We start from the raw sequence: 23,648 nt of genomic DNA on the forward strand, positions 1-23,648 counted from the left end.
AAGCCCCACAGCACCGCGCCCAGACTCAGGAGGGCAACCGCGGCGAACAGGGCCGCGACCAAGACCCAGGGCACCTTGCCCTTCACGGCCTCAACTGCGTGTGGCGGGCGCAGCGGGAGCACTGCCCAGCACCAGCACTTCGAGCCGCTCGGCCACGTTCACGAGGTGGTCGCCCAGCCGCTCGAGGTTGCGGGCCATGCGACTGGCGGTCAGGGCGACGTCCACATCCTCCGGGCGCTCGACGAGCCGGGTGAGGCTGGCGCGCTGCATCTGCTCGTACAGGGCGTCCACCTGCTCGAAATCGATGACCATGACCTCGCGGGCCGCCGCCACGTCGCGCTCGGCGAAGGCGTAGGCAAGGCGCTCGACCATTACCGACAGCAGCCGGATCAGGGGGAGCACGTCCTGCAAGGTGGCGCTGCGGGCGCGCGGCGCGAAGGTCTCGAGGTCGCGCGCCACCGAAAAGGCGTAGTCGCCCACCCGCTCCAGGTTGGTCAGGCTCCGGAACACCATGAGGTAGAAGGCGAGGTCGCCGTGCGCGCAGCCGGAAAAGGCCGCCAGGCACGCTTCCTCGATCTCGCGTTCCAGGGCGTCGGTCTCACGCTCCAGCACCTTGGCGCGCGCCCCCAGCCCCGAGAACTCGGCGCGGGCATTGGCGTCACGCACCGCGTCGAGCTGCTCGAGGGTGATGCTCAGCATCCGCAGGAACCGCCCCGTGACAAAGGGGCGGTCGCCCTGCACCTCTGCCGTCGCCAGGTCCGTCATGCCGCTCAATATCTCACCTTCATGTGACGGGGAGGTCAGCGTGGCCTCACCTTAGGATGACCTATGGCTTACAAACTGATCGACTATGGGGGGCAGGGCTTCGTGGTGATGGGCGCGGCCGAATTCCGGCGCTGGCAGGAGCATCTCGAACGCCGCTTCGACGACAGCGGCGACGCCGGGCACGCCCACCTGCACGTGCACGTCGCCGGCGAGGACCGACGCTACCCCGACGTGGACACCTACCTGGCCGAGTTCAAGGTGCGCGACATCACCGAGGCCGACGCGCAGGCTCTCGCCCGGCTGTTTCCGGTCGACCATGACGCCCACGGGGCGTGGTACGGGCAGCACGAGATCTTCCAGCCCTTCGCGGGCAAGTGAACGGCACAGGGTAACGGGCTAAACGCAGGCCGCCCCCGGTCACACGGACCCAGGGGCGGCCTGCGGCTGGAGCTGGGCTCAGCCGAAGCGGCCGGTCACGTACGCTTCGGTGCGCTCGTCACGCGGCGTCTGGAAGATCTGGGCCGTCTGCCCGTGCTCGACGAGGTCGCCGTTCAGGAAAAACGAGGTCGTGTCGCTCACACGCGCGGCCTGGTGCATGTTGTGGGTCACGATGACGATGGTCGTGACCTTCTTCAGGTCGCTCATCAGGTCCTCGATCTTGGCAGTGCTGGCCGGGTCGAGCGCCGAGGTCGGTTCGTCCATGAGCAGGATCTCGGGTTCGACTGCCAGCGCGCGGGCGATGCACAGCCGCTGCTGCTGCCCGCCCGAGAGGCCGGTGGCCGGGGTCTTGAGGCGGTCTTTGACCTCTTCCCACAGGGCGGCCCCGCGCAGCGAGCGCTCGGCGATCTCCATCAGCTTCTTGCCGTCGCGCATCCCCGCGAGCTTGAGACCCGAGACCACGTTGTCGAACACGCTCATGGTCGGAAAGGGATTGGGCTTCTGGAACACCATCCCCACGCGGCGGCGCATGTTCACCGGGTCCACGCCGGGGCTGTAGATGTTCTCGCCGTCGAGCAGGATGGTGCCGGTCACGCGGGCGCCGGGCGTCAGGTCGTGCATCCGGTTGATGGCGCGCAGGAAGGTGGTCTTGCCGCACCCCGAGGGGCCGATCAGGGCATTCACGCTGCCCTGGGTCACGTTGAGGTTAACGTTCTTCACGGCCTGTTTTTCGCCGTAGAAGATGTTTACGTCCTGGGCACTGAGCAGATGGGTCATGGCGTCTCCGTTTATTTGCGGCGCCCGAAGCGCCGGGCGAGCAGGCTGGTGGCGAAGATGAGCAGGATAAGCAGCAGCGCGCCGGCCTTCGCCATGCGCTGGTTCTCGTCGTAGGCGCTCGTGGCGCCGCGGTAGATCTCCAGGGGCAACGCGCTCATGGGCTTGGTCGGGTCCGCGTTCACGAGGTTGTTCCCGAAGGCCGTGAACAGCAGGGGCGCCGCTTCTCCGGCCACACGCGCCAGGGCCAACATGACCCCGGTGATGATGCCCCCGGCGGCGGCGGGCAGCACGATCTTGAGGGTTACGAGCCACTTGGGCAGGCCCAGCGCCAGCCCGGCCTCGCGCACGGTCTGGGGCACGAGCTTGAGGACTTCCTCACTGGTGCGCACCACGATGGGAATCATCAGGAAGCCCAGCGCCAGCGCGCCTGCCAGGCCCGAGAACCCGAAGCGCAGCACGATCAGGCCGTAGGCGACCAGACCCATCACGATGGCCGGAATGCCTGCCAGCACGTCGCTGATCATGCGGATGGAAGGCATCAGGGGGTGGCGTGGGTACTCGGCCAGGAAGATGCCGCCAGCCACGCCCACACCCACGCCGATCACCGAGGCCATCGCCAGCATCTCCAGACTGCCCAGGATGGCGTTCAGGAGCCCGCCGCCCGTCTCGCCTTCGGGAGCCGGCACCTTGGTGAAGAAGTCGAGGTTCATGGCGCCCAGACCTTCCCGCAGCAGGTACGCGAAGATCAGGATGAGGGGCGCGACTACGATCAAGGTGGCGAGCAGGATCAGGCCGCCCATAAACATGTTGCGGGCGCGGCGGGCCGGCGAGAGGCCAACTCTGCGGCTCGCCGTCAGGGTGCTGACCCCCATCACTGGATCCCCTTGGGCGTCAGCCGGGCGATGATCAACCGGGCGACGTAGTTCACGACCACACTCAGGAAGAACAGGGTCAGGCCCAGGGTCACGACGCTGGAGCGGTGCAGCAGTTCCTGCGCGTCCCCGAACTGATTGGCGATGACCGAGGCCATCGTCGAGGCGTTACCCCAGATGCTGCGGATCACGTCCTGGCTGTCGCCGATGACCATCGCCACGGCGAGCGTCTCGCCCAGGGCCCGGCCCAGCGCCAGGATGACGCCGCCCATGATGCCCGCGCGGGCGTAGGGCAAAATCGCGCGCGAGATGACTTCCCACTTCGTCGCCCCCAGGGCGTACATCGCCTCGCGCTGTTCGGCGGGCACCAGCCGGATCACGTCGCGCGCCACGCTGGCGGTGTAGGGGAGGATCATGACGGTCAGGATGATGACGGCCAGCGCCAGGCCGCGTCCCGCGCCGCTGTTGGGCACGAAGAAGCACTGCAGCGTGGTGTGGTTGTCGGCCCACAACGCGGCGCACTTGGTGTAGAGCGCCAGACGCTCGGGGTACTCGGGGCTGAAGAAGGTGGTCTGCCAGCGGGCCAGGACAGGCGCGATGACGAACAGCGCCCACAGGCCGTACACGACGCTGGGCACGGCGGCGAGCAGCTCGATAAGGTAGCCGACCGGATCGGCCAGCCACTTGGGCGCGTACTCCGACACGAACAGGGCGCTGGCGATGGCCAGGGGCACGCTGATCACGAGCGCGACGAGGCTGGTGATCAGCGTGCCGGCGATCATGGCGGCCGCGCCGTACTGCCCGCTCACCGGGTTCCAGGTGCGCTGGGTGAAGAACTCTACCCCAATACGCGACAGGGCCGGCCAGGACTCGCGGCCGAGCTGATAGATGCTCAGCACGAACACGAGGACGATCACGGCGGCGAGCAGCAAGATGACCCACTCGAACGTCCGGTCGCTGCTACTCGACAGGCGGGCGGGGGTGGACGGTCTTCGGACTGGTTCAATCATGGTGTCATGACCCTCCGGGTCGGGTTCCTCACAGTTCACCGGGCGAACGTCAGCACACGGTCAGCCGCGGGGCAGGAGAACGGAAAACGGGCGGCCCCACCTCGGAGGCCGCCCAGTGGACGTTCGGAATTGGTGTGCGCTCAGGTGGGGGGAGGCCGGCAGACGCCTGATTTCGGCGCTGCGGCCTGCCCACACTGCGGAGCCTGGGGGAAGGCTTCCCCCGCGGCCTCAGAGCTTCTTGCCGCCGTAGGTCATCGAGTTGATGATGGTCTTGGCCTTGTTGGCGACCGCCGAGGGCAGCTTGGCGTAGTCGAGGGGCTCGTTGTACCCCTGGCCGGTCGTAACCATCCAGGTCAGCATCTTCTGGAGGGCTTCGCCCTGGGCTTCGGTACGGGTACCGTACTTCTGGTCCTGGTAGAAGATGACGTAGGTAAAGCTGGCGATGGGGTAGGCGTCGGCGTTGGCGCTGTTGGTCAGGCTGACGCGGGTGTCGGCCGGGATGACCACGCCGTTGGCAGCCAGGGCGGCGGGGCCGTTGTCGGCCAGCACGAACTTGCCGGCGCGGTTCTTCACGCTGCCGAAGGGCAGCTTGTTCTGCTTGGCGTACACCAGTTCGACGTAGCCGATGGCGCCGGGGGTGCTCTTGACCACGCCCGCCACGCCGTCGTTGCCCTTGGCGCCGGTGCCGACCGGCCACGACAGGCTGTTGCCCACGCCGACCTTGGTCTTCCACTCGCTGCTGACCTTGCTCAGGTAGTCCGAGAACACGTAGGTCGTGCCCGAGCCGTCGCTGCGGCGCGCCACCGTGATGGGCAGGGGGGGAATGGTCACGCCGGGGTTGAGCTTGGCGATGGCGGCGTCGTTCCAGGTCTTGATCTTGCCGAGGTAGATGTTGGCGAGGGTGGGACCGTCGAACTTCAGGGCCGTGGTCACGCCGGGCAGGTTGTAGGCGGGCACCACGGCGCCGATGGCCGTAGGTACGTGCAGCAGCTTGGCGGGCGCAGCCTTCATCGACTCGTCGCTCATGGGATTATCGCTGCCCGCGAAGTCCACGGTGCGCTCGGTGATCTGCTTCTGGCCAGCGCCGCTGCCCACCGACTGGTAGTTCACGTTGACGCCCTGCGCCGACTTGTACTCGGCGAACATCTTGCTGTACAGCGGGTAGGGGAAGCTCGCACCCGCGCCGGTCAGACTGCTCTGTGCCGAAGCGGTGCCGACCGTCGTGACGAGGGCCAGGCTCAGGAGGAAGCTCTTCTTCATGGCTGACAGAATGGGGGCCGTGTGTCAGCCCGGCGTCACTGCCGTGTCAGGGAATGGTCAGCGCCGGAAGGGCACCTGGGGTGCGGCATACCGGAATTTAGGTCGGCTTAACCTTTCGGGCCGCTTTCCTGGCAACATGGTCAGGTGAACGACCCCCAGACTGCCTCCCCTGGTGCGCCGCCGCCCGCCCTGCGCCTGCGCGCCATCACCAAGCGCTTTCCGGGCGTGGTCGCCAACGACTCGGTGGACCTGACCGTCCACGCGGGCGAGGTGCTGGCCCTGCTGGGCGAGAACGGCGCGGGCAAGAGCACCCTGATCTCGATCCTGTACGGCCTGTACCAGCCCGACGAGGGTACGGTCGAACTCGCGGGCCAGCCGGTCCGCATCGGCAGCCCGGCGCAGGCACGCCAGCTGGGCATCGGGCTGGTGCCGCAGCACCCGCTTCTGGTCTCGCGCCACACCGTCGCCGAGAATCTGGCGCTGGGCGGGGGTGCGGGCCTCTTTCCGGCGCGGGGCGTGGCCGGGCGCATCCGCGAGTTGTCGGCGCGCTACGGGCTGGAGGTGGACCCCGGCGCGCGTGTGGCCGACCTCTCGCCCGGCGAGAAGCAGCGGGTGGAGATCGTGCGGGCACTGCTGGGCGGGGCGCGGGTCCTGATTCTGGACGAGCCGACCTCGGTCCTGACCCCGCAGGAGGCCGAAGGGCTGTTCCGGGTGATGCGCGAACTCAGGGCCGACGGTCGCAGCCTCATCTTCATCTCTCACAAGCTCGGCGAGGTGCTGGCGGTCGCCGACCGCGTGACCGTACTGCGACGGGGCAAGGTGGTGGGCGGCGTCCCCACGGCCAGGGCCACCCGCGAGAGCCTCGCGGAACTCATGGTGGGCCGCAGCGTGGACTTCACGCGTAAGCGCGGCGCGGCGCCCGGCGAGCCGGAGACCCTGCTGAGCGTGCGCGACCTGCGCGCCGGCGGCTCGCGCGGCCTGCCTGCCCTGCGCGGGGTGAGTTTCGAGCTGCGCCGGGGCGAGGTGCTGGGCGTGGCAGGCATCGCGGGCAACGGCCAGAGCGAACTCGTCGAGGTGCTCGCGGGCCTGCATCCGGCAACCGGCGAGGCCGTGCTCGACGGCCAGCCTCTGAGCGGCGGCGCCGACGAGCGCTTTCGCCGGGGCGTGGCGCACATTCCCGAGGACCGCATCCACAGTGGCACGGTCCCGAGCATGACGGTCGCCGACAACCTCGCCCTGCGCGCCTATGACCGCGCGCCCCTCGCCCGCGGGCTGGCCCGCGACCTGGGCGCAGTGGACGCGGCCGCGCGCCGCGACGTGGAGGCCTACAACGTCGCCACGCCCGGCATCCACACCCAGAGCCGGCTGCTGAGCGGCGGCAACATCCAGAAGCTGATCCTAGCGCGCGAACTGGCCGGGTCGCCCAAGCTGATCCTGGCGGTGCACCCGACCTACGGGCTGGACATCGGCGCGACCGACCAGGTCCACCGCGCCCTGCTGGAACGCACCGCCTCGGGCGCGGGCGTGCTGCTCGTCAGCGAGGACCTCGACGAACTGCTCAGCCTGTCCGACCGCGTGGCGGTGATGGTCGGCGGCCTGTTGCAGGGCCCCTTTCCGGTGGCGGAGGTCACGCGCGAGTCGCTGGGCCTGCTGATGGGCGGCGCGCACCCGCACAGCCTGCCGGGCGCGGCACAGGGTGAAGTGGCCACCGGAGGTCTGGCGTGAGGTTCGTGCCGCTTTCCTCTCCCCCACCGGGCCGCGCGGCCCTCGTCACGCTGGCGTCGGTCGCCGTGGCGCTGGCCCTGTGCGCGCTGATCTTCGTGTTCTACGGCGTCTCGCCCGCCGAGGTCTACTCGACCATGCTGCGCGGCACGCTGGCCGACCCCACCGGTCTGGCCGAGGTCGGGCGGCGCACCATTCCGCTGCTGCTGGTCGGGGCGGGGCTGTCGCTGGCCTTCCGGGCACAGTTCTTCAACATCGGCGCCGAGGGCCAGCTACTGCTGGGGGCCGTGTTCGCGGCGGGCACGGCGCTGTTCGTGCCGCTGCCAGGGCCGCTCATGCTGCCGGCCGTGTTCGTGATGGGCTTTCTCGGCGGCGGGCTGTGGGCCTTGATCGCCGCGTGGCTGCGCCGCCTGAACGTCAACGAGATCCTCTCCACCCTGATGCTCAACTACATCGCCGTGGCGGTCGTGACCTACCTGATCGCCGGCCCCTGGAAGGGCAAGGACGTGCGCGGCTACATCTACACCGATACCTTCCCGGGGGCCGCCAACCTGCCGGTACTGGGCGGCACCCAGGTCCACTGGCCCACGCTGGCGCTGGGCGTGGTGCTGGCGCTGGGGCTGCAGTGGCTGCTGTCGCGCTCGACGTTCGGCTACGCGCTGCGTGTGGTCGGTGAGAACCCCGGCGCGGCGCGCTACGCGGGCCTGAGCACGGCGCGGATCGTGACCGTGGTCGCGCTGCTCACCGGCGGGCTGGCCGGCCTGGCCGGCGCGGGCGAGGTGGCGGGCATTCACCACCGCCTGCTCGAAGCGGGCCAGATCAGCCTGGGCTACGGCTTCACGGCCGTGATCGTGGCGTGGCTGGCGCGCGGCAACCCGGCCCTGTGCCTGATCACCGCGCCGGTGATGGCCATCATCCTGGCGGGGGGCGACCTGCTCAAGATCGACCTGAACATGCCCTTCCGGGTGGTGGACGTGTTCTCGGGCGTCATCCTGCTGTGCCTGATCGCCTCGGAGGTCTTCGTGCGCCACCGCGTGCAGTGGAGCCGGGCGTGAGGGACTTTTTCTTTTCGGAGGTCGTGCGTGGATAACGTCTTTGTCGAAGCCCTGGTGCGGGCGCTGGCCGTCGGCACGCCGCTGCTGCTCGCCTGTCTGGGCGCCGTGATCAACGAGCGCGCGGGCATCGTGAATCTGGGTGTCGAGGGCATGATGGCCGTCGGAGCACTGGCCGCCTTCGCAGTCGCCTCGGCCTCGCCAGACGCGAACCTATGGCTGGCCGTGGGCGCGGCGATGCTGGCGGGCGCGGCCCTCTCGGCGCTCCATGCGTTTGCCACGGTCACCCTGCGCGCCAACCAGTTCGTCAGTGGGCTGGCCCTGGCCCTGCTGGGCACCGGGGCGGCGGGCCTGCTCGGCAAGCGCTACGAGGGCCTGCCCCTGTTCAACAAGGTGCCCGACTGGACGCTGGGCGGCCTGACGATCAGCCCGTTCACAGTTCCGGCGCTGCTCCTGGCCCTGGGGCTGGCCTTCTTCCTGAACTCGACCCGGCCGGGCCTGACCCTGCGCTCGGTGGGCGAGAACCCGGCGGCGGCCGACGTGCTGGGCGTGAACGTGGGCCTGATCCGGGTGCTGGCCGTGCTGGCCGGGGGCGCTCTGGCGGGGCTGGCCGGCGCCTTCCTGGCGCTGTCGTACCGCGCGTCCTGGGCCGACAACATGACGGCGGGCCTGGGCTGGATCGCAGTCGCGCTCGTCATCTTCGTGGGCTGGCGGCCACTGCGGGCAGTGTGGGGTTCGCTGTTTTTCGGCGTGCTGTACTACCTCCAGTTCCGGCTTCAGGGCAACAGCCCGGTGCCGCCCGAGGTCTTCAGCGCCATGCCGTTCGTGCTCGTGCTCGTGGTTCTCGCCGTCGCGGGACGGCGCGGGCAGCAGGGTGACGCGCCCGCCGCGCTGGGCATCCCCTACCTGCGCGGCGAGCGTTAGGCGACAGGCGGCGCAAAACAGGGTCTTCCAGGTCGCCAGCACTGGATTTTCCGGCCGATTGTCCAGATTCGGCAGGGCAATCGGCCAAAAATAAAGCTAGACTTGATCCAGAACTCATCTTCACGATCCCGGAGAAGCCATGAAGAAACTGCTGATGAATACGATGTCCCTCTCGCTGGTGCTGCTGAGCACCGCCGTCAGTCCCGCCGCGCAGGCGCAGGGGACGGCCGGCGGCAAGCTCAAGGCCTGTTTCATCTATGTTGGGCCGGTGGGCGACATCGGCTGGAGCTACGCACACGACGTGGCCCGCAAGAACGCCGAGAAGGCGCTGCCCTGGCTGGAGACCAAGTACGTCGAGAGCGTGCCCGAGGGCCAGGCGACCCCGGTCATCGACCGCCTCGTCAAGGACAACTGCCAAGTCATCTTCACGACCTCCTTCGGCTTTATGGACCAGACCCTTGACGCCGCCAAGAAGTACCCCAACGTGATCTTCGCGCACGCCAGCGGCTTCAAGCGGGCGCCCAACATGGCGACCTACATGGCCGACTTCTACCAGCTCTACTACCTCAACGGCATGATGGCCGCCGCGATCAGCAAGACCGGCAAGCTGGGCTATGTGGGCGCCTTCCCGGTGCCCGAGGTCAAGCGCCACATGAGCGCCTTCGCGCTGGGCGCGCGCGCCGTGAACCCCCGCGCCACCGTGAACGTCAAGTGGATCAACGCCTGGGTGGACCCGAACAAGGCCCGCGAGGCCGCCGAGGCCCTCATCGGCGAGGGCGCCGACGCCCTGGCCTTCACCGAGGACACTGCGAGCGTGGTCCAGACGGCCGCCGCACGCAAGATTCCCTCCTTCGCGCACTACTCGTCCATGTACAAGTTCGCCCCCGATTACGTGGTCAGTGGGCAGCTCGTGCACTGGGACAAGATCTACATCGACTTCCTGACCAAGGTCCACACCGGCACCTATACCGCCAAGAACCTTCAGAAGGTGGACTACTGGAACCTGATGCGCGGCGGCGGCGTCGAGCTGGGCAGCCAGGACGGCATAGCGATCAATCCCAAGTGGGTCCCGGCCCTCAAGGCCGCCAAGATGACCGTGAACGGCAAGCAGGTCAGCGTCTACGACCGCGTCATGGCCCTCAAGGCCGACATGGAAAAGGGCGGCAAGTTCGACCCCTTCACCGGCCCCATCAAGGACCGCAACGGCGTGACGCGCGTCCCCAGCGGCAAGGTCATGAGCGTCGGCGACCTGAACAACATGAGCTGGGTCGCGCCCGGCATCGTGGGTCAGGTGGCCGACGAGCCGAAGAAGTAAGCCCAGAGACAAGACCGGGTGACACGAGAGGAGGCCCGCCAGCAATACCAGGCGGGCCTCCCCTCGTGTCGCCCGGTTCTCAGTCGGCCGCGTCTCCCTGGGCGTACTGCAGGCGGTGCAGGCGCGAGTAGTAGCCGCCCTTGGCAAGTAGTTCGGCGTGGCTGCCCTGCTCGACGATGCGGCCCTTGCGCATCACCACGATGCGGTCGCAGCCCTCGATGGTCGAGAGGCGGTGGGCGATGATGATGCTCGTGCGCCCGCGCATGACCTTCTGCAACGCTTCCTGGATGCGCAGCTCGGTCTCGGTGTCCACGTTGGCAGTCGCCTCGTCGAGCACGAGCAGGATGTCCGGGTTCTGGATGAGCGCGCGGGCGAAGGCCAGCAGCTGCTTTTGCCCGGTCGACAGGGTCGCGCCGCGCTCGCGCACCTCGGTCTGGTAGCCCTGCTCCAGCGAGAGGATGTAGTCGTGGACGCCGACGTACTTGCAGGCCTCGACCACCCGGTCGTGCGGAATCTCGGCGTTGTTCAGGGTCAGGTTGCTCTCGATGGTGCCCGCGAACAGGAACACGTCCTGGAGGACCACGCCCACGTGCCGGCGAAGGTCGTCCTGGGCCAGGTCGCGCACGTCGGTGCCGTCCACCCGCACCGCGCCGCGCTGCACGTCGTAGAAGCGGCTCACTAGGGCCGTCACGCTGGTCTTGCCCGCGCCGGTCGCGCCCACGAGGGCCACGCTCTCGCCGGGCTGGATGTGCAGGTCGAACCCGCGCAGGATCCAGCGGTCGTCGGTGTCGGGCGCGCTGCCCTGCACCTCGCCGTTGTAGGCGAACCATACGCCGTCGAAGTCCACCCGGCCCTCGAAGTTCTTCAGCGGCTGCGCGCCGGGCTTGTCGGCGATCTCGACCTCGGTGTCCAGCACCCCGAAGATGCGCTCGCTGGAGGCCATCGCCGCCTGAAGGTTGTTGAACACGTCCGCGAGGTCCTGAATGGGCTGGAACAGCTGCTGCGTCCACTGCACGAAGGCGAACAGGGTGCCCACCGTGACGACGGCCGCCGCGCCTGTACCGACCACGCTCTCGCCGAGCAGCTGCCGCGCGCTGAAAAAGAGCACGAGGGCGATGGCGACCTGACCCAGAATCGCCACGACCGGCTGGAACAGCGAGAACCACGTCACGCTGTTCTCGTTGGCGCGCAGCAGGGCGCGGTTGCTCGAATCGAAGTCCAGCATGCTGCGGCGCTCGCGCCCGAACAGCTGCACCGTGAGCATCCCGGTGATGTTCTCGTTGAGCTTGGTGTTCACGATGGCCTGCTGCGTGCGCGTGCTGCGGAAGGCGTCACGCAGCTTGCCCCGGAAATAGTTGGTGGCGATGAACAGCACCGGCAGCACCGTGAACGAGATGAGCGCCAAGCGCCAGTTCACACTGAGCATCACGCTCATGAACACCAGGATCAGGAAGGTGCTGGTGATCAGGGTGATCAGCCCGCCCGTGATGAACTGGTTGATGGCGTCCACGTCGCTGGTCACGCGGGTGATCAGTCGGCCCACCGGGTTCTGGTCGAAGTACGAGAGTTGCAGGCGCTGCAACTTGGTGAACACGTCGGCGCGGATGTCACGCAGCACGCTCTGGCCCAGGTAGCCCACCGCCAGGGTCGAGGCATAGTTCAGCGCGAACTCCAGCACCTGCAGGGCCACGTAGCCGATCACGATGTAGGTCAGGCCCTGCAGGGCCGCCGCCGTGTCGCCCCGCCCACCCACGAAGGGCACGAGGTAGTGGTCGATGGCGTACCGCTGCAGCAGCGTCGGAAAGGGCTGCACGGCCGCCATCAGGAGGGCCAGCAGCACCCCGCCCACCGCCAGGGCGCGGTAGGGCCGCAGGTATCCCAGCACGCGGCGGGTGAGCTGGGCGTCGAAGCCCTTGGCGTAGGCGTCCTGATCGGGGCGGGTCATTTCATCACCTTCTGTGGCTGGTTCTGGTTGAGCTGGGCCTGATGCCCCGCGCGCTCCGGCACCGGCAGGCCTTCCAATTGGTCGGCGGCCGCGTCGATGTCGGTCACCGGGTCGTCCTCGCGGTCGAGATCGCTGGCGAGGCGCTGCAGACGTTCGAGTTCGGCATAGTGGCCCTTCTGCGCGACCAGGGCGTCGTGGCTGCCCTGCTCGGTCACGCGGCCCTCTTCAAGCACCACGATGTGGTCGGCGTGGCGCAGCGTGCTGATGCGGTGGGCGATGAGGATCACGGTGCGGCCCTGGCTCACCTCGCGCAGCCCGTCCAGAATCCGGCGCTCCGTCTCGGTGTCCACCGCCGAGAGGCTGTCGTCCAGGATCAGGATGCGCGGCTCGCGCACGACGGCGCGGGCAATCGCGGTGCGCTGACGCTGCCCGCCCGACAGGGTCACGCCGCGTTCGCCCAGCATGGTGTCGTAGCCGGCCGGAAAGCCCTCGATGTCTCCGTCCAGCCCGGCCAGGCGCGCCGCCTCACGCACCCGTGCGGGGTCGGGATTCTGCGGCACCTCGGGCGTCGGCGGCAGGCCCACCACGCTCACGCGGGTCGGGACCACCGGCAGGCCGGAGTTGTTCAGCCCGAAACCGATATTGTTGGCGATGGTGTCGCTGAACAAGAAGGGTTCCTGCGGCACCACGCTCACCGCGCCTCGTAGGGTGGTCAGTGGCACGACCCGCAGGTCGTGGCCGTCCATCCTCACCACGCCAGAGGTCGGGTCCATACTGCGGGTGATGAGCTGCGCGAGCACCGTCTTGCCGCTGCCGGTCGGTCCGGTAATGCCCAGGAAGGTCCCGGCCGGCACGTCCAGCGTCACGTCCTGGAGCACCGTCTGGTTGCCGTAGCGCAGTGTCACGTGGTCGAAACTCACCTGGCCGGTCACGTCGAGAATCTGGGCGTCGGTGCGGCCGCGCTCGTCCTGCACCATTGGCCGGGCGTCGAACAGCTCCCGTAGGCGCAGCCACGACGCCAGCCCGCGCTGCGTGACCCCGGTGATCCAGCCAACCATGAGCATCGGGAAGGCGAGGCGGTTGACGTAACCCACGAACTGCACGAACTTGCCTACCGTGAAGTCCGTGTCCGGGGTCAGGATCAGGCGCCCCCCGACGAGCAGGATCAGCCCGAAGGCGATGCCCAGCAGCAGGTTGGTGAACGAGCGCAGCGGCCCGTCCACCTTGATCAGGGCGATGTTGCGCCGCAGCAGTTCCAGGTTCAGGGCGCGGTAGTCCGCGATCTCGCGGTCCTCGATAGCGTAGCCCTTGACCACGCGCGCTCCACTGAAGTTCTCCTGGGCCTTGCCCGCGATGAGCGAGTTCTGCTCCTGCGCGAGCTTGTGCCGCTCGTTGATCAGGCGGGCCATGTACGCCAGCACGCCCACGATGATCGGCAGCACCGCCATCACGATGAGCGAGAGCTGCCAGCTCAGCGCGAACATCACGCTGAACGAGGTCACGAAGCCCGACACGATGTTCACGATCTGCCACGCACCGAAACCCAGCATTTCGCGCACGGCGCTCAGGTCCCCGGTCAGGCGGTTCATGAGGTCGCCCGTGTGCGCGCGGTCGTAGTACGGCTTGTCGAGGGTCTGGAGGTGGGCGAAGATGTCGCGCCGCACCTCGTACTCGGTCTGGCGCGAAGCCACCACGATCATGCGCCGCATCAGGAGCATGAACCCGCCCGCCACCGCCGCCGCCGCCACGATGCCCAGGGCGTACCAACCGGTCTGGGTGAGGGTGATGCCGGGGGTCGTAGGGTCGGTATCGAGCTGCCCGGTGAGGCCGTCGATGGTCAGGCGGATGAAGTACCACGGCAACAGGTTCAGGCTATTGGCGATCACGACCGCTATGAGCCCGATGACGTACTGCCGGCGGTGCATCTTCAGATACGGCCAGAGGGTGCGGAGACTGTCCAAGGGAAACCTCACCAGAAAAGCGCCGCGGCAGAGGCGGCGAGAGAGCGGAAAATGACGGCAGAAAGCCGGAAAAAGCCTCTCTGCAAGGGGGTCAGCATACGCCTCCTGGCGGGGTCGCAAATACGCCGAATGGCGCACGGAGGCTTCCCTTCCAGGAGATGGGCGACTGGTGAAGACCAGGGTGCAGCCGGCCGCTGATCTCCTCTCTCGCTGCAGACTCCACACACTTGTTGACACGTTTGGGGACCGGTGCTACTATTCACAGCCGGAAGTCAGCAGGCAACCGCGAAGCTTCCGCAGCAGGTGCAGGACACGTTTTCCGGCTTTTTCCAAAAGGCAGGTGCCACCCTAGCTCAACTGGTAGAGCACCCGACTTGTAATCGGAAGGTTGGGAGTTCAACTCTCCTGGGTGGCTCCAGGACATATAACGTAAGTTGTATGCTGTGCACGGCCGAGACAATCCGGGTAGGTGGCCGAGTGGTTAAAGGCGACAGACTGTAAATCTGTTCACGTAAGTGTACGGCGGTTCGAATCCGCCCCTGCCCACCACGATCACGCGGGAGTAGCTCAGTTGGTAGAGCGTCAGCTTCCCAAGCTGAATGTCGCGAGTTCGAGTCTCGTTTCCCGCTTTTCACCAAGCTTCTGTAGCTCAGTGGTAGAGCACTCCCTTGGTAAGGGAGAGGTCGTCGGTTCAATCCCGACCAGAAGCTCCATCCGTGCGCGGCCAGCCCTCAGCTGGCCGCGTTCGTCTTTTCAGGGTCTGGACTGGCCGGGCCACTTCAAGTCTGATAGACTCTCAAGGCTTGTCCTGCAGAAGGACAACCCCCATCTCAGGAGGACACACTCATGGCAAAAGGAACGTTTGAGCGCACGAAGCCGCACGTGAACGTGGGCACCATCGGGCACGTCGATCACGGCAAGACCACCCTGACGGCCGCCATCANCGCACCACGCGGCCACATGGCGCTTTTGCGTGCAGGTCCACCTCTTGGAGGGAGTTAGAATCATGGCAAAAGGAACGTTTGAGCGCACGAAGCCGCACGTGAACGTGGGCACCATCGGGCACGTCGATCACGGCAAGACCACCCTGACGGCCGCCATCACCTTCACCGCCGCTTCCGCCGATCCCACCATCGAAAAGCTCGCTTACGATCAGATCGACAAGGCCCCTGAAGAAAAGGCCCGTGGCATCACCATCAACACCGCCCACGTCGAGTACAACACCCAGGCGCGTCACTACTCCCACGTCGACTGCCCCGGCCACGCCGACTACGTCAAGAACATGATCACCGGAGCTGCCCAGATGGACGGCGCCATCCTCGTGGTCTCCAGCGCCGACGGCCCCATGCCCCAGACCCGCGAGCACATCCTGCTCGCCCGTCAGGTCGGCGTGCCCTTCGTCGTCGTGTTCATGAACAAGGTCGACATGGTCGACGACGAAGAGCTCCTCGAGCTCGTCGAAATGGAAGTGCGTGAACTCCTGAGCAAGTACGAGTTCCCCGGTGACGACCTCCCCGTCGTCAAGGGCAGCGCGCTGCAGGCTCTCGAAGCCCTCCAGGCCAACCCCAAGCTCCCCCGCGGTGAAAACCAGTGGGTCGACCGCATCTGGGAACTGCTCGACGCCGTCGACAGCTACATCCCCACCCCCGAGCGCGCCACCGACAAGACCTTCCTGATGCCCGTCGAAGACGTGTTCACCATCACCGGCCGCGGTACTGTCGCCACGGGCCGCGTGGAACGCGGCACGGTCAAGGTGCAGGACGAAGTCGAGATCGTGGGTCTGCGCGACACCAAGAAGACCATCGTCACCGGCATCGAAATGCACCGCAAGCTGCTCGACAGCGGCATGGCGGGCGACAACGTGGGCGTGCTGCTGCGCGGTGTGGCGCGTGACGACGTGGAGCGTGGCCAGGTGCTGGCCAAGCCCGGGTCGATCAAGCCGCACACGAAGTTCGAAGCCAGCGTGTACGTGCTGAGCAAGGACGAAGGCGGGCGTCACTCGGCGTTCTTCGGCGGCTACCGCCCGCAGTTCTACTTYCGCACGACGGACGTGACGGGCGTGGTGGAACTGGCCGAAGGCGTGGAAATGGTGATGCCCGGCGATAACGTGACCTTCGTCGTCGAGCTGATCAAGCCGATCGCCATGGAAGAAGGCCTGCGCTTCGCCATCCGCGANAAGGCGTGGAAATGGTGATGCCCGGCGATAACGTGACCTTCGTCGTCGAGCTGATCAAGCCGATCGCCATGGAAGAAGGCCTGCGCTTCGCCATCCGCGAAGGGGGCCGCACCGTCGGCGCCGGCGTCGTCTCCAAGGTCCTGGAGTAATAGTCATGGTTGCCCCGAAAATCCGTATCAAACTGCGTGGTTTCGACCACAAGGCGCTCGATCAGTCCGCCAGCAAGATCGTGGACACCGTGCGCCGCACCGGCGCGGACGTGAGTGGCCCCGTGCCTCTCCCCACCCGCATCCGCCGCTTCTGCGTGCTGCGCTCGCCCTTCGTCAACAAGGACAGCCGCGAGCACTTCGAGATCCGTACCCATAACCGCCTGGTGGATATCATGAACCCCACCAAGAAGACCATCGACAGCCTGATGACCCTCGACCTGCCCACCGGTGTGGACATCGAGATCAAGACCGTCGGAGGCCGCGCGTGAAGGGCATTCTCGGCACCAAGATCGGCATGACCCAGATCTGGAAGGGCGACCGCGCCGTTCCCGTGACGGTCGTGCTGGCCGGCCCCTGCCCGGTCGTGCAGCGCAAGACCGCGCAGAGCGACGGCTACGAAGCCGTGCAGATCGGCTACATGCCCAAGAGCGAGAAGCGCGTGAACAGCCCCGCAATGGGTCACTTCAAGAAGGCCGGCGTTTCGCCCGTGCGCTTCCTGCGTGAGTTCCGCGGCTTCGCGCCCGAGGGTGACACCGTGAACGTGGACATTTTCGCCGAAGGCGAGAAGATCGACGCGACCGGTACCAGCAAGGGCAAGGGCTTCCAGGGCGTCATGAAGCGCTGGAACTTCAAGGGTGGTCCCGCGAGCCACGGCTCGAAGAAGTGGCACCGCCGCCCCGGTTCGATCGGCCAGCGCAAGACGCCCGGCCGCGTGTACAAGGGCAAGCGCATGGCCGGCCACATGGGCATGGACCGTGTGACCGTCCAGAACCTGGAAGTCGTGGAGATCCGTGCCGGCGAGAATCTGATTCTCGTCAAGGGCGCGATTCCCGGTGCCAACGGCGGACTCGTCGTGCTGCGCCAGGCTGCCAAGGGAGGCAAGTAAGACAATGGCGCAGATCAACGTGATCGGCCAGAACGGTGGTCGTCAAATCGACCTCGAACTGCCCGAAGTGAATGTGGGCGTGCTGCACGACGTCGTGACCTGGCAGCTCGCCAGCCGCCGCCGCGGCACCGCGAGCACCAAGACCCGCGCGCAGGTGGCCCGCACCGGCAAGAAGATGTTCGCTCAGAAGGGCACCGGTAACGCTCGCCACGGCGACCGCACCGTCCCGACCTTCGTGGGCGGCGGTGTGGCCTTCGGCCCCAAGCCCCGCAGCTACGGCTTCACGCTGCCCCGCAAGGTCCGTCAACTCGGCCTCGCGATGGCGCTGGCGGACCGTCAGCAGACCGGTAAGCTCATTGCGGTCGACGGCTTCGGCCTCGACGGCAAGACCAAGGGCTTCGTCGCCTGGGCCGCGCAGAACGGCATGGACGGCACCGAGAAGGTCCTGATCGTCACGGACGACGTGCAGGCCCGCCAGGCCGCACGGAACGTGCCCTGGGTCAGCGTGCTGCCCGTCGCCGGGATCAACGCCTACGACATCCTGCGTCACGACCGTCTGGTGATTGACGCGGCTGCTCTGGAAGTTGCCGACGAGGAAGGGGAGGCGCAAGCATGAGCCACTACGACATCATTCAGGCGCCGGTCATCAGCGAGAAGGCCTACGCCGGTATGGAACGCGGTGTGTACTCGTTCTGGGTGAGCCCTAAGGCCACCAAGACCGAGATCAAGAACGCCGTGCAGAAGGCCTTCGACGTGAAGGTCGTCGGCATCAGCACCATGAATGTGCCCGGCAAGCGCAAGCGCGTGGGCCGCTTCTTCGGCACGCGTGCCGACCGTAAGAAGGCCATCGTCCGCCTCGCCGACGGCCAGACCATCGCTGCCCTTGAAGGCCAGGCCTAAGGAGATCTGAGACATGGCCATCAAGAAATACCGTCCCTATACCCCGTCACGTCGCCAGATGACGACGGCGGATTTCAGCGGACTGACCAAGAAGCGCCCCGAAAAGGCGCTGACCGAAGCCCTGCCCAAGACCGGCGGCCGTAACAACCGTGGCCGCATCACCAGCCGCTTCATCGGCGGCGGGCACAAGCGCCTGTACCGCATCATTGACTTCAAGCGCCGTGACAAGGCGGGCGTGACCGCCAAGGTCGCGGCCATCGAGTACGATCCCAACCGGAGCGCCCGCATCGCCCTGCTGCACTACGCAGACGGCGAGAAGCGTTACATCCTGGCTCCTGAGGGTCTGGTCGTGGGCGCCGTCGTCAACTCCGGCCCCGAAGCCGAGCCCCGTCTAGGCAACGCCCTGCCGCTGCGCTTCGTGCCGGTGGGTGCTGTGGTCCACGCGCTGGAACTCGTTCCCGGGAAGGGCGCGCAGCTCGCCCGCAGCGCCGGCACCAGCGTGCAGGTGCAGGGCAAGGAGAGCGACTACGTGATCGTTCGCCTGCCCAGCGGTGAACTTCGCCGTATCCACAGCGAGTGCTACGCCACCCTGGGTGCCGTGGGCAACGCCGAGCACAAGAACATCGTGATCGGTAAGGCCGGCCGCAGCCGCTGGCTCGGGCAGAAGCCGCATCAGCGCGGTAGTGCCATGAACCCGGTGGATCACCCACACGGCGGCGGTGAAGGCCGCACGAGCGCGGGCCGCACGCCGGTCAGCCCCTGGGGTCAGCCCAGCAAGGGTCTCAAGACCCGCCGTAAGCGGAAGGTCAGCGACCGCTTCATCATCACCCGCCGCGGCGGGAAGTAAGGAGGGGAGACATGCCCCGTAGCCTCAAAAGAGGGCCGTTCGTGGATGACCACCTCCTGAAAAAGGTAGACGCCCAGAACGACACCAAGACCAAGCGCGTCATCAAGACCTGGAGCCGCCGCTCGACCATCGTGCCCGAGATGATCGGTCATACCATTGCGGTTCACAACGGCAAGCAGCACGTGCCCGTGTTCGTGAACGAGCAGATGATCGGTCACAAGCTCGGCGAGTTCTCGCCCACCCGTAGCTACCGTGGCCACGGCTCGGACAAGACCGCCAAGGGGAGCAAGAAGAAATGACCGCTCCTGCCGATACCAACGCCGCGCCCACCTTCCGCAACAAGAAGCAGCGCAAGCAGCAGGTCAAGCTGCGCCGTCCCGGCTATGCCGTGGCGAAGTACGTCCGCATCAGCCCCCGCAAAGTGCGCCTCGTGGTCGACGTGATCCGCGGCAAGTCGGTGCGTGACGCCGAAGACCTGCTGCGCTTCATCCCCCGCGCGGCCAGCGAGCCGGTGGCCAAGGTGCTCAACAGCGCCAAGCACAACGCGCTGCACAACGACGAGATGCTCGAAGACCGCCTCGTCATCACGGCGGCCTACGTGGACGCTGGCCCGACCCTCAAGCGTCTGATTCCTCGGGCGCGCGGCAGCGCGAACATCATCAAGAAGCGCACCAGCCACATCACCATCGTCGTGGGCGAGCGCGAAGCTGGCCGCAAGGGGAGCAAGTAATGGGTAACAAAATCAACCCCAACGGCTTCCGCCTGGGCATTACCCGTGGCTGGAACAGCCGCTGGTACGCCGGCAAGAAGCAGTACGCCGGTCTGCTGAAGGAAGACGAGAAGATCCGCAAGCTCGTCGACAAGAAGCTGTCGGCCGCCGGCATCGCCCGCGTCGAGATCGAGCGCGCTGGTCAGCAGGTCAACGTGATCATCAGCGCGGCCAAGCCGGGCATCGTGATCGGCAAGGGCGGCGAGAGCATCAAGGAACTGCGCAGCGACATCGAGCGTCTCGTGTCGGCCGGAACCGTGGCTGTGAACGTGGCCGAAATCCCCAACCCCAACATCAGCGCGCCCCTCGTGGCCCTGCGTATCGCGGAGCAGATCGAGCGCCGGTTCGCGTTCCGCCGCGCCATGAAGCAGGCTGCGCAGCGTGTGATGGAGTCGGGCGCCCGCGGCGTCAAGGTGATCCTGTCGGGTCGTCTCGGCGGCGCCGAGCAGGCCCGTACCGAGAAGGTCCTCGAAGGCCGCGTGCCCCTGCACACCCTGCGCGCCGACATCGACTACGGCACCGCGCTGGCCCGCACCACCTACGGCATCCTGGGCATCAAAGTCCTGGTATTCAACGGTGAAGTGATTGGGGGCAAGACCGAAACCTTCGCCCGCCCGCAGCGCCGCGACAACGAGCGCCGCCCAGGTGATGGCGACCGCTCCAACCGCCGCCGTCCCACCGCCCGCCGGCGCACCGGAGGTGAATGATGCTTCTCCCGAAGCGCACCAAATTCCGTAAGCAACACCGCGGCCGCATGACCGGCGACGCCAAGGGCGGCGACTACGTGGCCTTCGGCGACTTCGGCCTCATCGCGCTGGAGCCCGCCTGGATCAAGAGCAACCAGATCGAGGCCTGCCGTATCGTCATGAGCCGCCACTTCCGCCGCGGCGGCAAGATCTACATCCGCATCTTCCCCGACAAGCCCGTGACCAAGAAGCCGGCCGAAACCCGAATGGGTAAGGGTAAGGGCGCCGTGGAGTACTGGGTGAGCGTCGTAAAGCCGGGCCGCGTGATGTTCGAGGTCTCCGGCGTGACCGAGGAGCAGGCCAAGGAAGCCTTCCGCCTCGCCGGTCACAAGCTGCCCATCCAGACCAAGATGGTCAAGCGCGAGGTCTACGATGAAGCCCAGTGAAATGCGTAACCTGCCGCTCGGCGATTTCGACAAGGAAATCGAGAGCCGCAAGAAGGAACTGATGGAGCTGCGCTTCCAGGCCGCCATGGGCAACCTAGCTCAGCCGCACCGCGTCCGGCAGCTCCGCCGTGAAGTGGCTCAGCTCAATACCGTCCGCACCCAGTTGAGCGGAACCGAGCTGGGCAAGGGAGAGCAGGCATGAAGAAGACCTTTACGGGCGTCGTGGTGAGCGACAAGGCCGACAAGACGGTCAGCGTCAAGGTCGAGCGCCGCTTCGCTCACCCCCTGTACGGCAAGGTCGTGACCCGCAGCCACAAGTACGCGGCCCACGACGAGAAGAACGAATACAAGATCGGTGACCGTGTCGAGATTATCGCCGTGCGTCCCATCAGCAAGACCAAGACCTGGAAGGTAACCAAGCTGATTGAGCGCCCGCGCGGCATCGAAACCACTGCCGTCGAGACGGAACTGGCCGGAGGCGAAGCATGATCATGCCCCAATCCCGCCTGGACGTGGCGGACAACAGCGGCGCCCGCGAGATCATGTGCATCCGCGTGCTGAACAGCGGTATCGGCGGCAAGGGTCTGACCACCGGGGGCGGCGGCAACAAGCGCTACGCTCACGTGGGTGACATCATCGTCGCCAGCGTCAAGGACGCCGCTCCCCGCGGCGCCGTCAAGGCCGGCGACGTCGTCAAGGCCGTGGTCGTGCGCACCAGCCACGCCATCAAGCGTGCCGACGGCAGCACCATCCGCTTCGACAAGAATGCCGCCGTCATCATCAATAACCAGGGCGAGCCCCGCGGCACCCGCGTCTTCGGGCCGGTCGCCCGCGAGCTGCGCGACCGCCGCTTCATGAAGATCGTGTCGCTGGCCCCGGAGGTGCTGTAATGCCCCGTCCCAGCGCAGGTAGCCATCACAACGACAAGCTGCACGTCAAGAAGGGTGACAACGTCATCGTTCTGAGCGGCAAGCACAAGGGCCAGACCGGCAAGGTGCTGCTCGCCCTCCCGCGTGACCAGAAGGTCGTTGTAGAAGGCGTGAACGTCATCACCAAGAACGTCAAGCCCAGCCCCGCCAACCCCCAGGGTGGACAGGAGCGGCGCGAGCTGGCCCTGCACGCCAGCAAGGTCGCCATCGTCGACCCCGAGACGGGTAAGGCCACCCGCATCCGCAAGCAGATCGTTGACGGCAAGAAGGTTCGCGTCGCGGTCGGTAGCGGAAAGGTCATCGACTGAATTCAGGGTCACGCTCCGCGCGTGGCCTGGGCGACCCGTCCGCCCGAAACGAGGCAACATGCAGCAGCTCAAGCAGAAGTACAACGAGCAGGTTCGTCCGGCCCTGATGCAACAGTTCGGCTACTCCAGTGTGATGGCCGTGCCCCGCATCGAAAAGATCGTCGTGAACGAGGGTCTGGGCAGCAGCAAGGAAGACAGCAAGGCCATCGACAAGGCGGCCAAGGAACTGGGCCTGATCACCCTTCAGAAGCCCATCATCACCAAGGCCAAGAAGAGCATCAGCAACTTCAAGCTGCGTCAGGGCATGCCGGTCGGCATTAAGGTCACGCTGCGCAACGATCGCATGTACGTGTTCCTCGAAAAGCTGATCAACATTGGCCTGCCCCGCATCCGCGATTTCCGCGGGATCAACCCCAACGCGTTTGACGGCCGTGGCAACTACAACCTCGGCATCCGCGAGCAGCTGATCTTCCCGGAAATTACCTATGATATGGTGGACAAGGTGCGCGGGATGGACATTACCATCGTGACCACCGCGAAGACCGACGAAGAAGCCCGCGCGCTGCTCCAGGCGATGGGTCTTCCCTTCCGCAAGTAAGGACGAGTGCTATGGCGAACACCTCGAAAGTTGTCAAGGCGGAGCGCGGCCATAAGTTTGCCGTGCAGAACTACAACCGCTGCTCGCGCTGTGGCCGCGCCCGTGGCTACTACCGTTTCTTCGGCATGTGCCGCATCTGCATTCGCGAGATGGCACACAAGGGCGAACTGCCCGGCGTGAAGAAGAGCAGCTGGTAAGATGACCTCCCTGCCGCCCCCGGTTGCGGCAGGACTCGTGCAGGCCCCCCGGATACGAACTGCTCTGTTTGATCAGTGATCGTCCGGTGTGTGGAACAAGCCCAACAGAAGAAGCGTCCCAGTGGGACCCACATTCAAGGGAAGAAGCGTGCCTGGTTTCCAGCTTTGTCTGGGGCCGGGCCACCCGCCGGGGCAGCCCCTGCTCCGCCAACATGCCCATGGAGGCAACATGCTGAGTGATCCCATCGCGGACATGCTCACGCGCATTCGCAACGCGACGCGCACCCACAAGGAGACCGTCAACATCCCGGCCTCCAAATTCAAAGAGCAACTCGCCAAACTGCTCGTGCAGGAAGGCTACGTCCAGAGCGTCGAGCGCCTGCGCCCCGAAGGCGAGAAGTTCGACGTGCTGCGCGTTACCCTGAAGTACGGGGCCAAGCGTGAGCAGGTCATCAAGCACATTGAGCGCATCTCGCGCCCTGGCCGCCGCGCCTATGTGAGCGCCGACAGCCTACCCCGCGTCCAGCGTGGCCTGGGTCTGGCCGTCGTGTCGACGAGCCGTGGCCTGCTTCCCGACCGCGAAGCCCGCAAGCAGGGTGTAGGCGGCGAAGTCATCTGCGTCCTCTGGTAATCCAGAGTTCTGACCAAGGAGGACA

At 66.5% G+C, this 23,648-nt stretch carries 30 protein-coding genes, 4 tRNA genes and 1 pseudogene; 28 read left to right on the top strand and 7 right to left on the bottom strand.

All coding sequences use genetic code 11. From position 1 onward, the window contains the following. Nucleotides 1–90: 90 nt before the first annotated feature. Nucleotides 91–765 (bottom strand): phosphate uptake regulator PhoU, encoded by a 675-nt coding sequence (locus ASF71_RS03305; protein WP_056294707.1) that lies wholly within the window; start codon nucleotides 763–765, stop codon nucleotides 91–93. Nucleotides 766–828: 63 nt separating this feature from the next. Between ASF71_RS03305 and ASF71_RS03310 the strand changes: the two genes are divergently transcribed. After that, entirely contained in the window at nucleotides 829–1,143 is a 315-nt protein-coding gene (locus ASF71_RS03310) for a hypothetical protein (RefSeq protein WP_056294709.1), read from the top strand. Nucleotides 1,144–1,221: 78 nt separating this feature from the next. Here ASF71_RS03310 and pstB read toward each other — a convergent pair whose 3' ends face one another. From pstB to pstS, 4 genes are all read right to left on the bottom strand, one after another. After that, on the bottom strand, nucleotides 1,222–1,980 hold the full coding sequence (pstB, locus tag ASF71_RS03315) for a phosphate ABC transporter ATP-binding protein PstB (protein ID WP_056294712.1): 759 nt from the start codon (nucleotides 1,978–1,980) through the stop codon (nucleotides 1,222–1,224). Nucleotides 1,981–1,991: 11 nt separating this feature from the next. After that, nucleotides 1,992–2,852, bottom strand: a complete 861-nt coding sequence (gene pstA / locus ASF71_RS03320) for a phosphate ABC transporter permease PstA (protein WP_056294715.1) — start codon at nucleotides 2,850–2,852, stop codon at nucleotides 1,992–1,994. Further along, nucleotides 2,852–3,862, bottom strand: a complete 1,011-nt coding sequence (gene pstC / locus ASF71_RS03325) for a phosphate ABC transporter permease subunit PstC (protein WP_056294719.1) — start codon at nucleotides 3,860–3,862, stop codon at nucleotides 2,852–2,854. The genes pstA and pstC overlap by 1 nt, the downstream gene beginning before the upstream one ends. A 228-nt stretch (nucleotides 3,863–4,090) precedes the next feature. Continuing rightward, nucleotides 4,091–5,122, bottom strand: coding sequence for a phosphate ABC transporter substrate-binding protein PstS (pstS, locus tag ASF71_RS03330; protein WP_056294722.1), 1,032 nt, complete (start codon nucleotides 5,120–5,122; stop codon nucleotides 4,091–4,093). Between the two features lie 144 nt (nucleotides 5,123–5,266). Here pstS and ASF71_RS03335 point away from each other — a divergent pair, with 144 nt between their 5' ends. The 4 genes from ASF71_RS03335 to ASF71_RS03350 all read left to right on the top strand — a co-directional run bounded on the left by ASF71_RS03335 (nucleotide 5,267) and on the right by ASF71_RS03350 (nucleotide 10,135). Then, complete coding sequence (locus ASF71_RS03335) at nucleotides 5,267–6,847, top strand: ABC transporter ATP-binding protein (RefSeq protein ID WP_235514104.1); 1,581 nt, start codon at nucleotides 5,267–5,269, stop codon at nucleotides 6,845–6,847. Then, on the top strand, nucleotides 6,844–7,899 hold the full coding sequence (locus ASF71_RS03340; RefSeq protein WP_056294725.1) for an ABC transporter permease: 1,056 nt from the start codon (nucleotides 6,844–6,846) through the stop codon (nucleotides 7,897–7,899). Before ASF71_RS03335 ends, ASF71_RS03340 begins: the two co-directional genes overlap by 4 nt. Before the next feature lie 27 nt (nucleotides 7,900–7,926). Next, complete coding sequence (locus tag ASF71_RS03345; RefSeq protein ID WP_056294728.1) at nucleotides 7,927–8,820, top strand: ABC transporter permease; 894 nt, start codon at nucleotides 7,927–7,929, stop codon at nucleotides 8,818–8,820. A 139-nt stretch (nucleotides 8,821–8,959) separates the two neighbouring features. Then, nucleotides 8,960–10,135 carry a BMP family ABC transporter substrate-binding protein gene (locus ASF71_RS03350; protein WP_156372564.1) on the top strand — a complete coding sequence of 392 codons (1,176 nt, stop codon included), beginning with the start codon at nucleotides 8,960–8,962 and terminating at the stop codon, nucleotides 10,133–10,135. A gap of 79 nt (nucleotides 10,136–10,214) precedes the next feature. On the opposite strand, the gene ASF71_RS03355 is transcribed toward ASF71_RS03350, so the two are convergent. Together ASF71_RS03355 and ASF71_RS03360 are read right to left on the bottom strand one after the other, a co-directional pair. Continuing rightward, on the bottom strand, nucleotides 10,215–12,080 hold the full coding sequence (locus ASF71_RS03355) for an ABC transporter ATP-binding protein (RefSeq protein WP_056294731.1): 1,866 nt from the start codon (nucleotides 12,078–12,080) through the stop codon (nucleotides 10,215–10,217). After that, the gene (locus ASF71_RS03360; RefSeq protein WP_056295237.1) at nucleotides 12,077–14,005 is read right to left on the bottom strand and encodes an ABC transporter ATP-binding protein; all 1,929 of its coding nucleotides are present in this window, start codon (nucleotides 14,003–14,005) and stop codon (nucleotides 12,077–12,079) included. Before ASF71_RS03360 ends, ASF71_RS03355 begins: the two co-directional genes overlap by 4 nt. Nucleotides 14,006–14,383: 378 nt before the next feature. Here ASF71_RS03360 and ASF71_RS03365 point away from each other — a divergent pair. From ASF71_RS03365 to rpsH, 23 genes and pseudogenes are all read left to right on the top strand, one after another. Then, a tRNA-Thr gene (locus ASF71_RS03365) sits at nucleotides 14,384–14,459 on the top strand. Between the two features lie 45 nt (nucleotides 14,460–14,504). Beyond that, nucleotides 14,505–14,590: transfer RNA gene (locus ASF71_RS03370), tRNA-Tyr, on the top strand. A gap of 7 nt (nucleotides 14,591–14,597) precedes the next feature. Continuing rightward, nucleotides 14,598–14,670 (top strand) — tRNA-Gly (locus ASF71_RS03375). 9 nt (nucleotides 14,671–14,679) lie between these two features. Further along, a tRNA-Thr gene (locus ASF71_RS03380) sits at nucleotides 14,680–14,754 on the top strand. A 133-nt stretch (nucleotides 14,755–14,887) separates the two neighbouring features. After that, nucleotides 14,888–14,984: GTP-binding protein (locus ASF71_RS25635; protein ID WP_200939688.1), on the top strand; the 97-nt coding region annotated here is incomplete at its 3' end. A gap of 63 nt (nucleotides 14,985–15,047) precedes the next feature. Next, on the top strand, nucleotides 15,048–16,216 hold a 1,169-nt coding region (gene tuf, locus ASF71_RS03385), incomplete at its 3' end, for an elongation factor Tu (protein ID WP_235514106.1). Nucleotide 16,217: 1 nt separating this feature from the next. Next, a pseudogene (gene tuf, locus ASF71_RS24870) lies at nucleotides 16,218–16,366 on the top strand (elongation factor Tu); the annotation flags it as partial. A 5-nt stretch (nucleotides 16,367–16,371) separates the two neighbouring features. Next, complete coding sequence (rpsJ, locus tag ASF71_RS03390; RefSeq protein WP_014685998.1) at nucleotides 16,372–16,695, top strand: 30S ribosomal protein S10; 324 nt, start codon at nucleotides 16,372–16,374, stop codon at nucleotides 16,693–16,695. Beyond that, nucleotides 16,692–17,312 carry a 50S ribosomal protein L3 gene (gene rplC / locus ASF71_RS03395; protein WP_056294734.1) on the top strand — a complete coding sequence of 207 codons (621 nt, stop codon included), beginning with the start codon at nucleotides 16,692–16,694 and terminating at the stop codon, nucleotides 17,310–17,312. Before rpsJ ends, rplC begins: the two co-directional genes overlap by 4 nt. A gap of 4 nt (nucleotides 17,313–17,316) precedes the next feature. Then, nucleotides 17,317–17,928, top strand: coding sequence for a 50S ribosomal protein L4 (rplD, locus tag ASF71_RS03400; protein ID WP_056294736.1), 612 nt, complete (start codon nucleotides 17,317–17,319; stop codon nucleotides 17,926–17,928). Further along, nucleotides 17,925–18,212 (top strand): 50S ribosomal protein L23, encoded by a 288-nt coding sequence (locus ASF71_RS03405; RefSeq protein ID WP_056294739.1) that lies wholly within the window; start codon nucleotides 17,925–17,927, stop codon nucleotides 18,210–18,212. Before rplD ends, ASF71_RS03405 begins: the two co-directional genes overlap by 4 nt. A gap of 13 nt (nucleotides 18,213–18,225) precedes the next feature. Beyond that, a complete protein-coding gene (rplB, locus tag ASF71_RS03410) occupies nucleotides 18,226–19,059 on the top strand; it encodes a 50S ribosomal protein L2 (RefSeq protein ID WP_056294742.1) in 834 nt (277 codons plus the stop codon). Nucleotides 19,060–19,070: 11 nt separating this feature from the next. Further along, nucleotides 19,071–19,358 carry a 30S ribosomal protein S19 gene (gene rpsS / locus ASF71_RS03415; protein ID WP_056294745.1) on the top strand — a complete coding sequence of 96 codons (288 nt, stop codon included), beginning with the start codon at nucleotides 19,071–19,073 and terminating at the stop codon, nucleotides 19,356–19,358. Beyond that, entirely contained in the window at nucleotides 19,355–19,789 is a 435-nt protein-coding gene (gene rplV, locus ASF71_RS03420) for a 50S ribosomal protein L22 (protein ID WP_082505340.1), read from the top strand. The genes rpsS and rplV overlap by 4 nt, the downstream gene beginning before the upstream one ends. Then, on the top strand, nucleotides 19,789–20,535 hold the full coding sequence (gene rpsC / locus ASF71_RS03425; protein ID WP_056294748.1) for a 30S ribosomal protein S3: 747 nt from the start codon (nucleotides 19,789–19,791) through the stop codon (nucleotides 20,533–20,535). Before rplV ends, rpsC begins: the two co-directional genes overlap by 1 nt. Beyond that, nucleotides 20,535–20,960 carry a 50S ribosomal protein L16 gene (rplP, locus tag ASF71_RS03430; protein WP_046843208.1) on the top strand — a complete coding sequence of 142 codons (426 nt, stop codon included), beginning with the start codon at nucleotides 20,535–20,537 and terminating at the stop codon, nucleotides 20,958–20,960. The genes rpsC and rplP overlap by 1 nt, the downstream gene beginning before the upstream one ends. After that, a complete protein-coding gene (rpmC, locus tag ASF71_RS03435; RefSeq protein ID WP_056294751.1) occupies nucleotides 20,947–21,162 on the top strand; it encodes a 50S ribosomal protein L29 in 216 nt (71 codons plus the stop codon). The genes rplP and rpmC overlap by 14 nt, the downstream gene beginning before the upstream one ends. After that, on the top strand, nucleotides 21,159–21,449 hold the full coding sequence (gene rpsQ / locus ASF71_RS03440; RefSeq protein WP_056294752.1) for a 30S ribosomal protein S17: 291 nt from the start codon (nucleotides 21,159–21,161) through the stop codon (nucleotides 21,447–21,449). Before rpmC ends, rpsQ begins: the two co-directional genes overlap by 4 nt. Beyond that, nucleotides 21,446–21,850: a 50S ribosomal protein L14 gene (gene rplN, locus ASF71_RS03445; protein ID WP_012693995.1), complete on the top strand. Its 405-nt coding sequence runs from the start codon at nucleotides 21,446–21,448 to the stop codon at nucleotides 21,848–21,850. The genes rpsQ and rplN overlap by 4 nt, the downstream gene beginning before the upstream one ends. Further along, on the top strand, nucleotides 21,850–22,197 hold the full coding sequence (rplX, locus tag ASF71_RS03450; protein ID WP_056294755.1) for a 50S ribosomal protein L24: 348 nt from the start codon (nucleotides 21,850–21,852) through the stop codon (nucleotides 22,195–22,197). Before rplN ends, rplX begins: the two co-directional genes overlap by 1 nt. Before the next feature lie 58 nt (nucleotides 22,198–22,255). Next, a complete protein-coding gene (gene rplE, locus ASF71_RS03455) occupies nucleotides 22,256–22,795 on the top strand; it encodes a 50S ribosomal protein L5 (protein ID WP_056294759.1) in 540 nt (179 codons plus the stop codon). Nucleotides 22,796–22,806: 11 nt separating this feature from the next. After that, entirely contained in the window at nucleotides 22,807–22,992 is a 186-nt protein-coding gene (locus tag ASF71_RS03460; RefSeq protein WP_014685985.1) for a type Z 30S ribosomal protein S14, read from the top strand. A 229-nt stretch (nucleotides 22,993–23,221) separates the two neighbouring features. Continuing rightward, the gene (gene rpsH / locus ASF71_RS03465) at nucleotides 23,222–23,623 is read left to right on the top strand and encodes a 30S ribosomal protein S8 (protein WP_056294762.1); all 402 of its coding nucleotides are present in this window, start codon (nucleotides 23,222–23,224) and stop codon (nucleotides 23,621–23,623) included. Nucleotides 23,624–23,648: the final 25 nt, after the last annotated feature.

The sequence above is a fragment of the Deinococcus sp. Leaf326 genome (genome assembly GCF_001424185.1).
Classification (GTDB): domain Bacteria; phylum Deinococcota; class Deinococci; order Deinococcales; family Deinococcaceae; genus Deinococcus.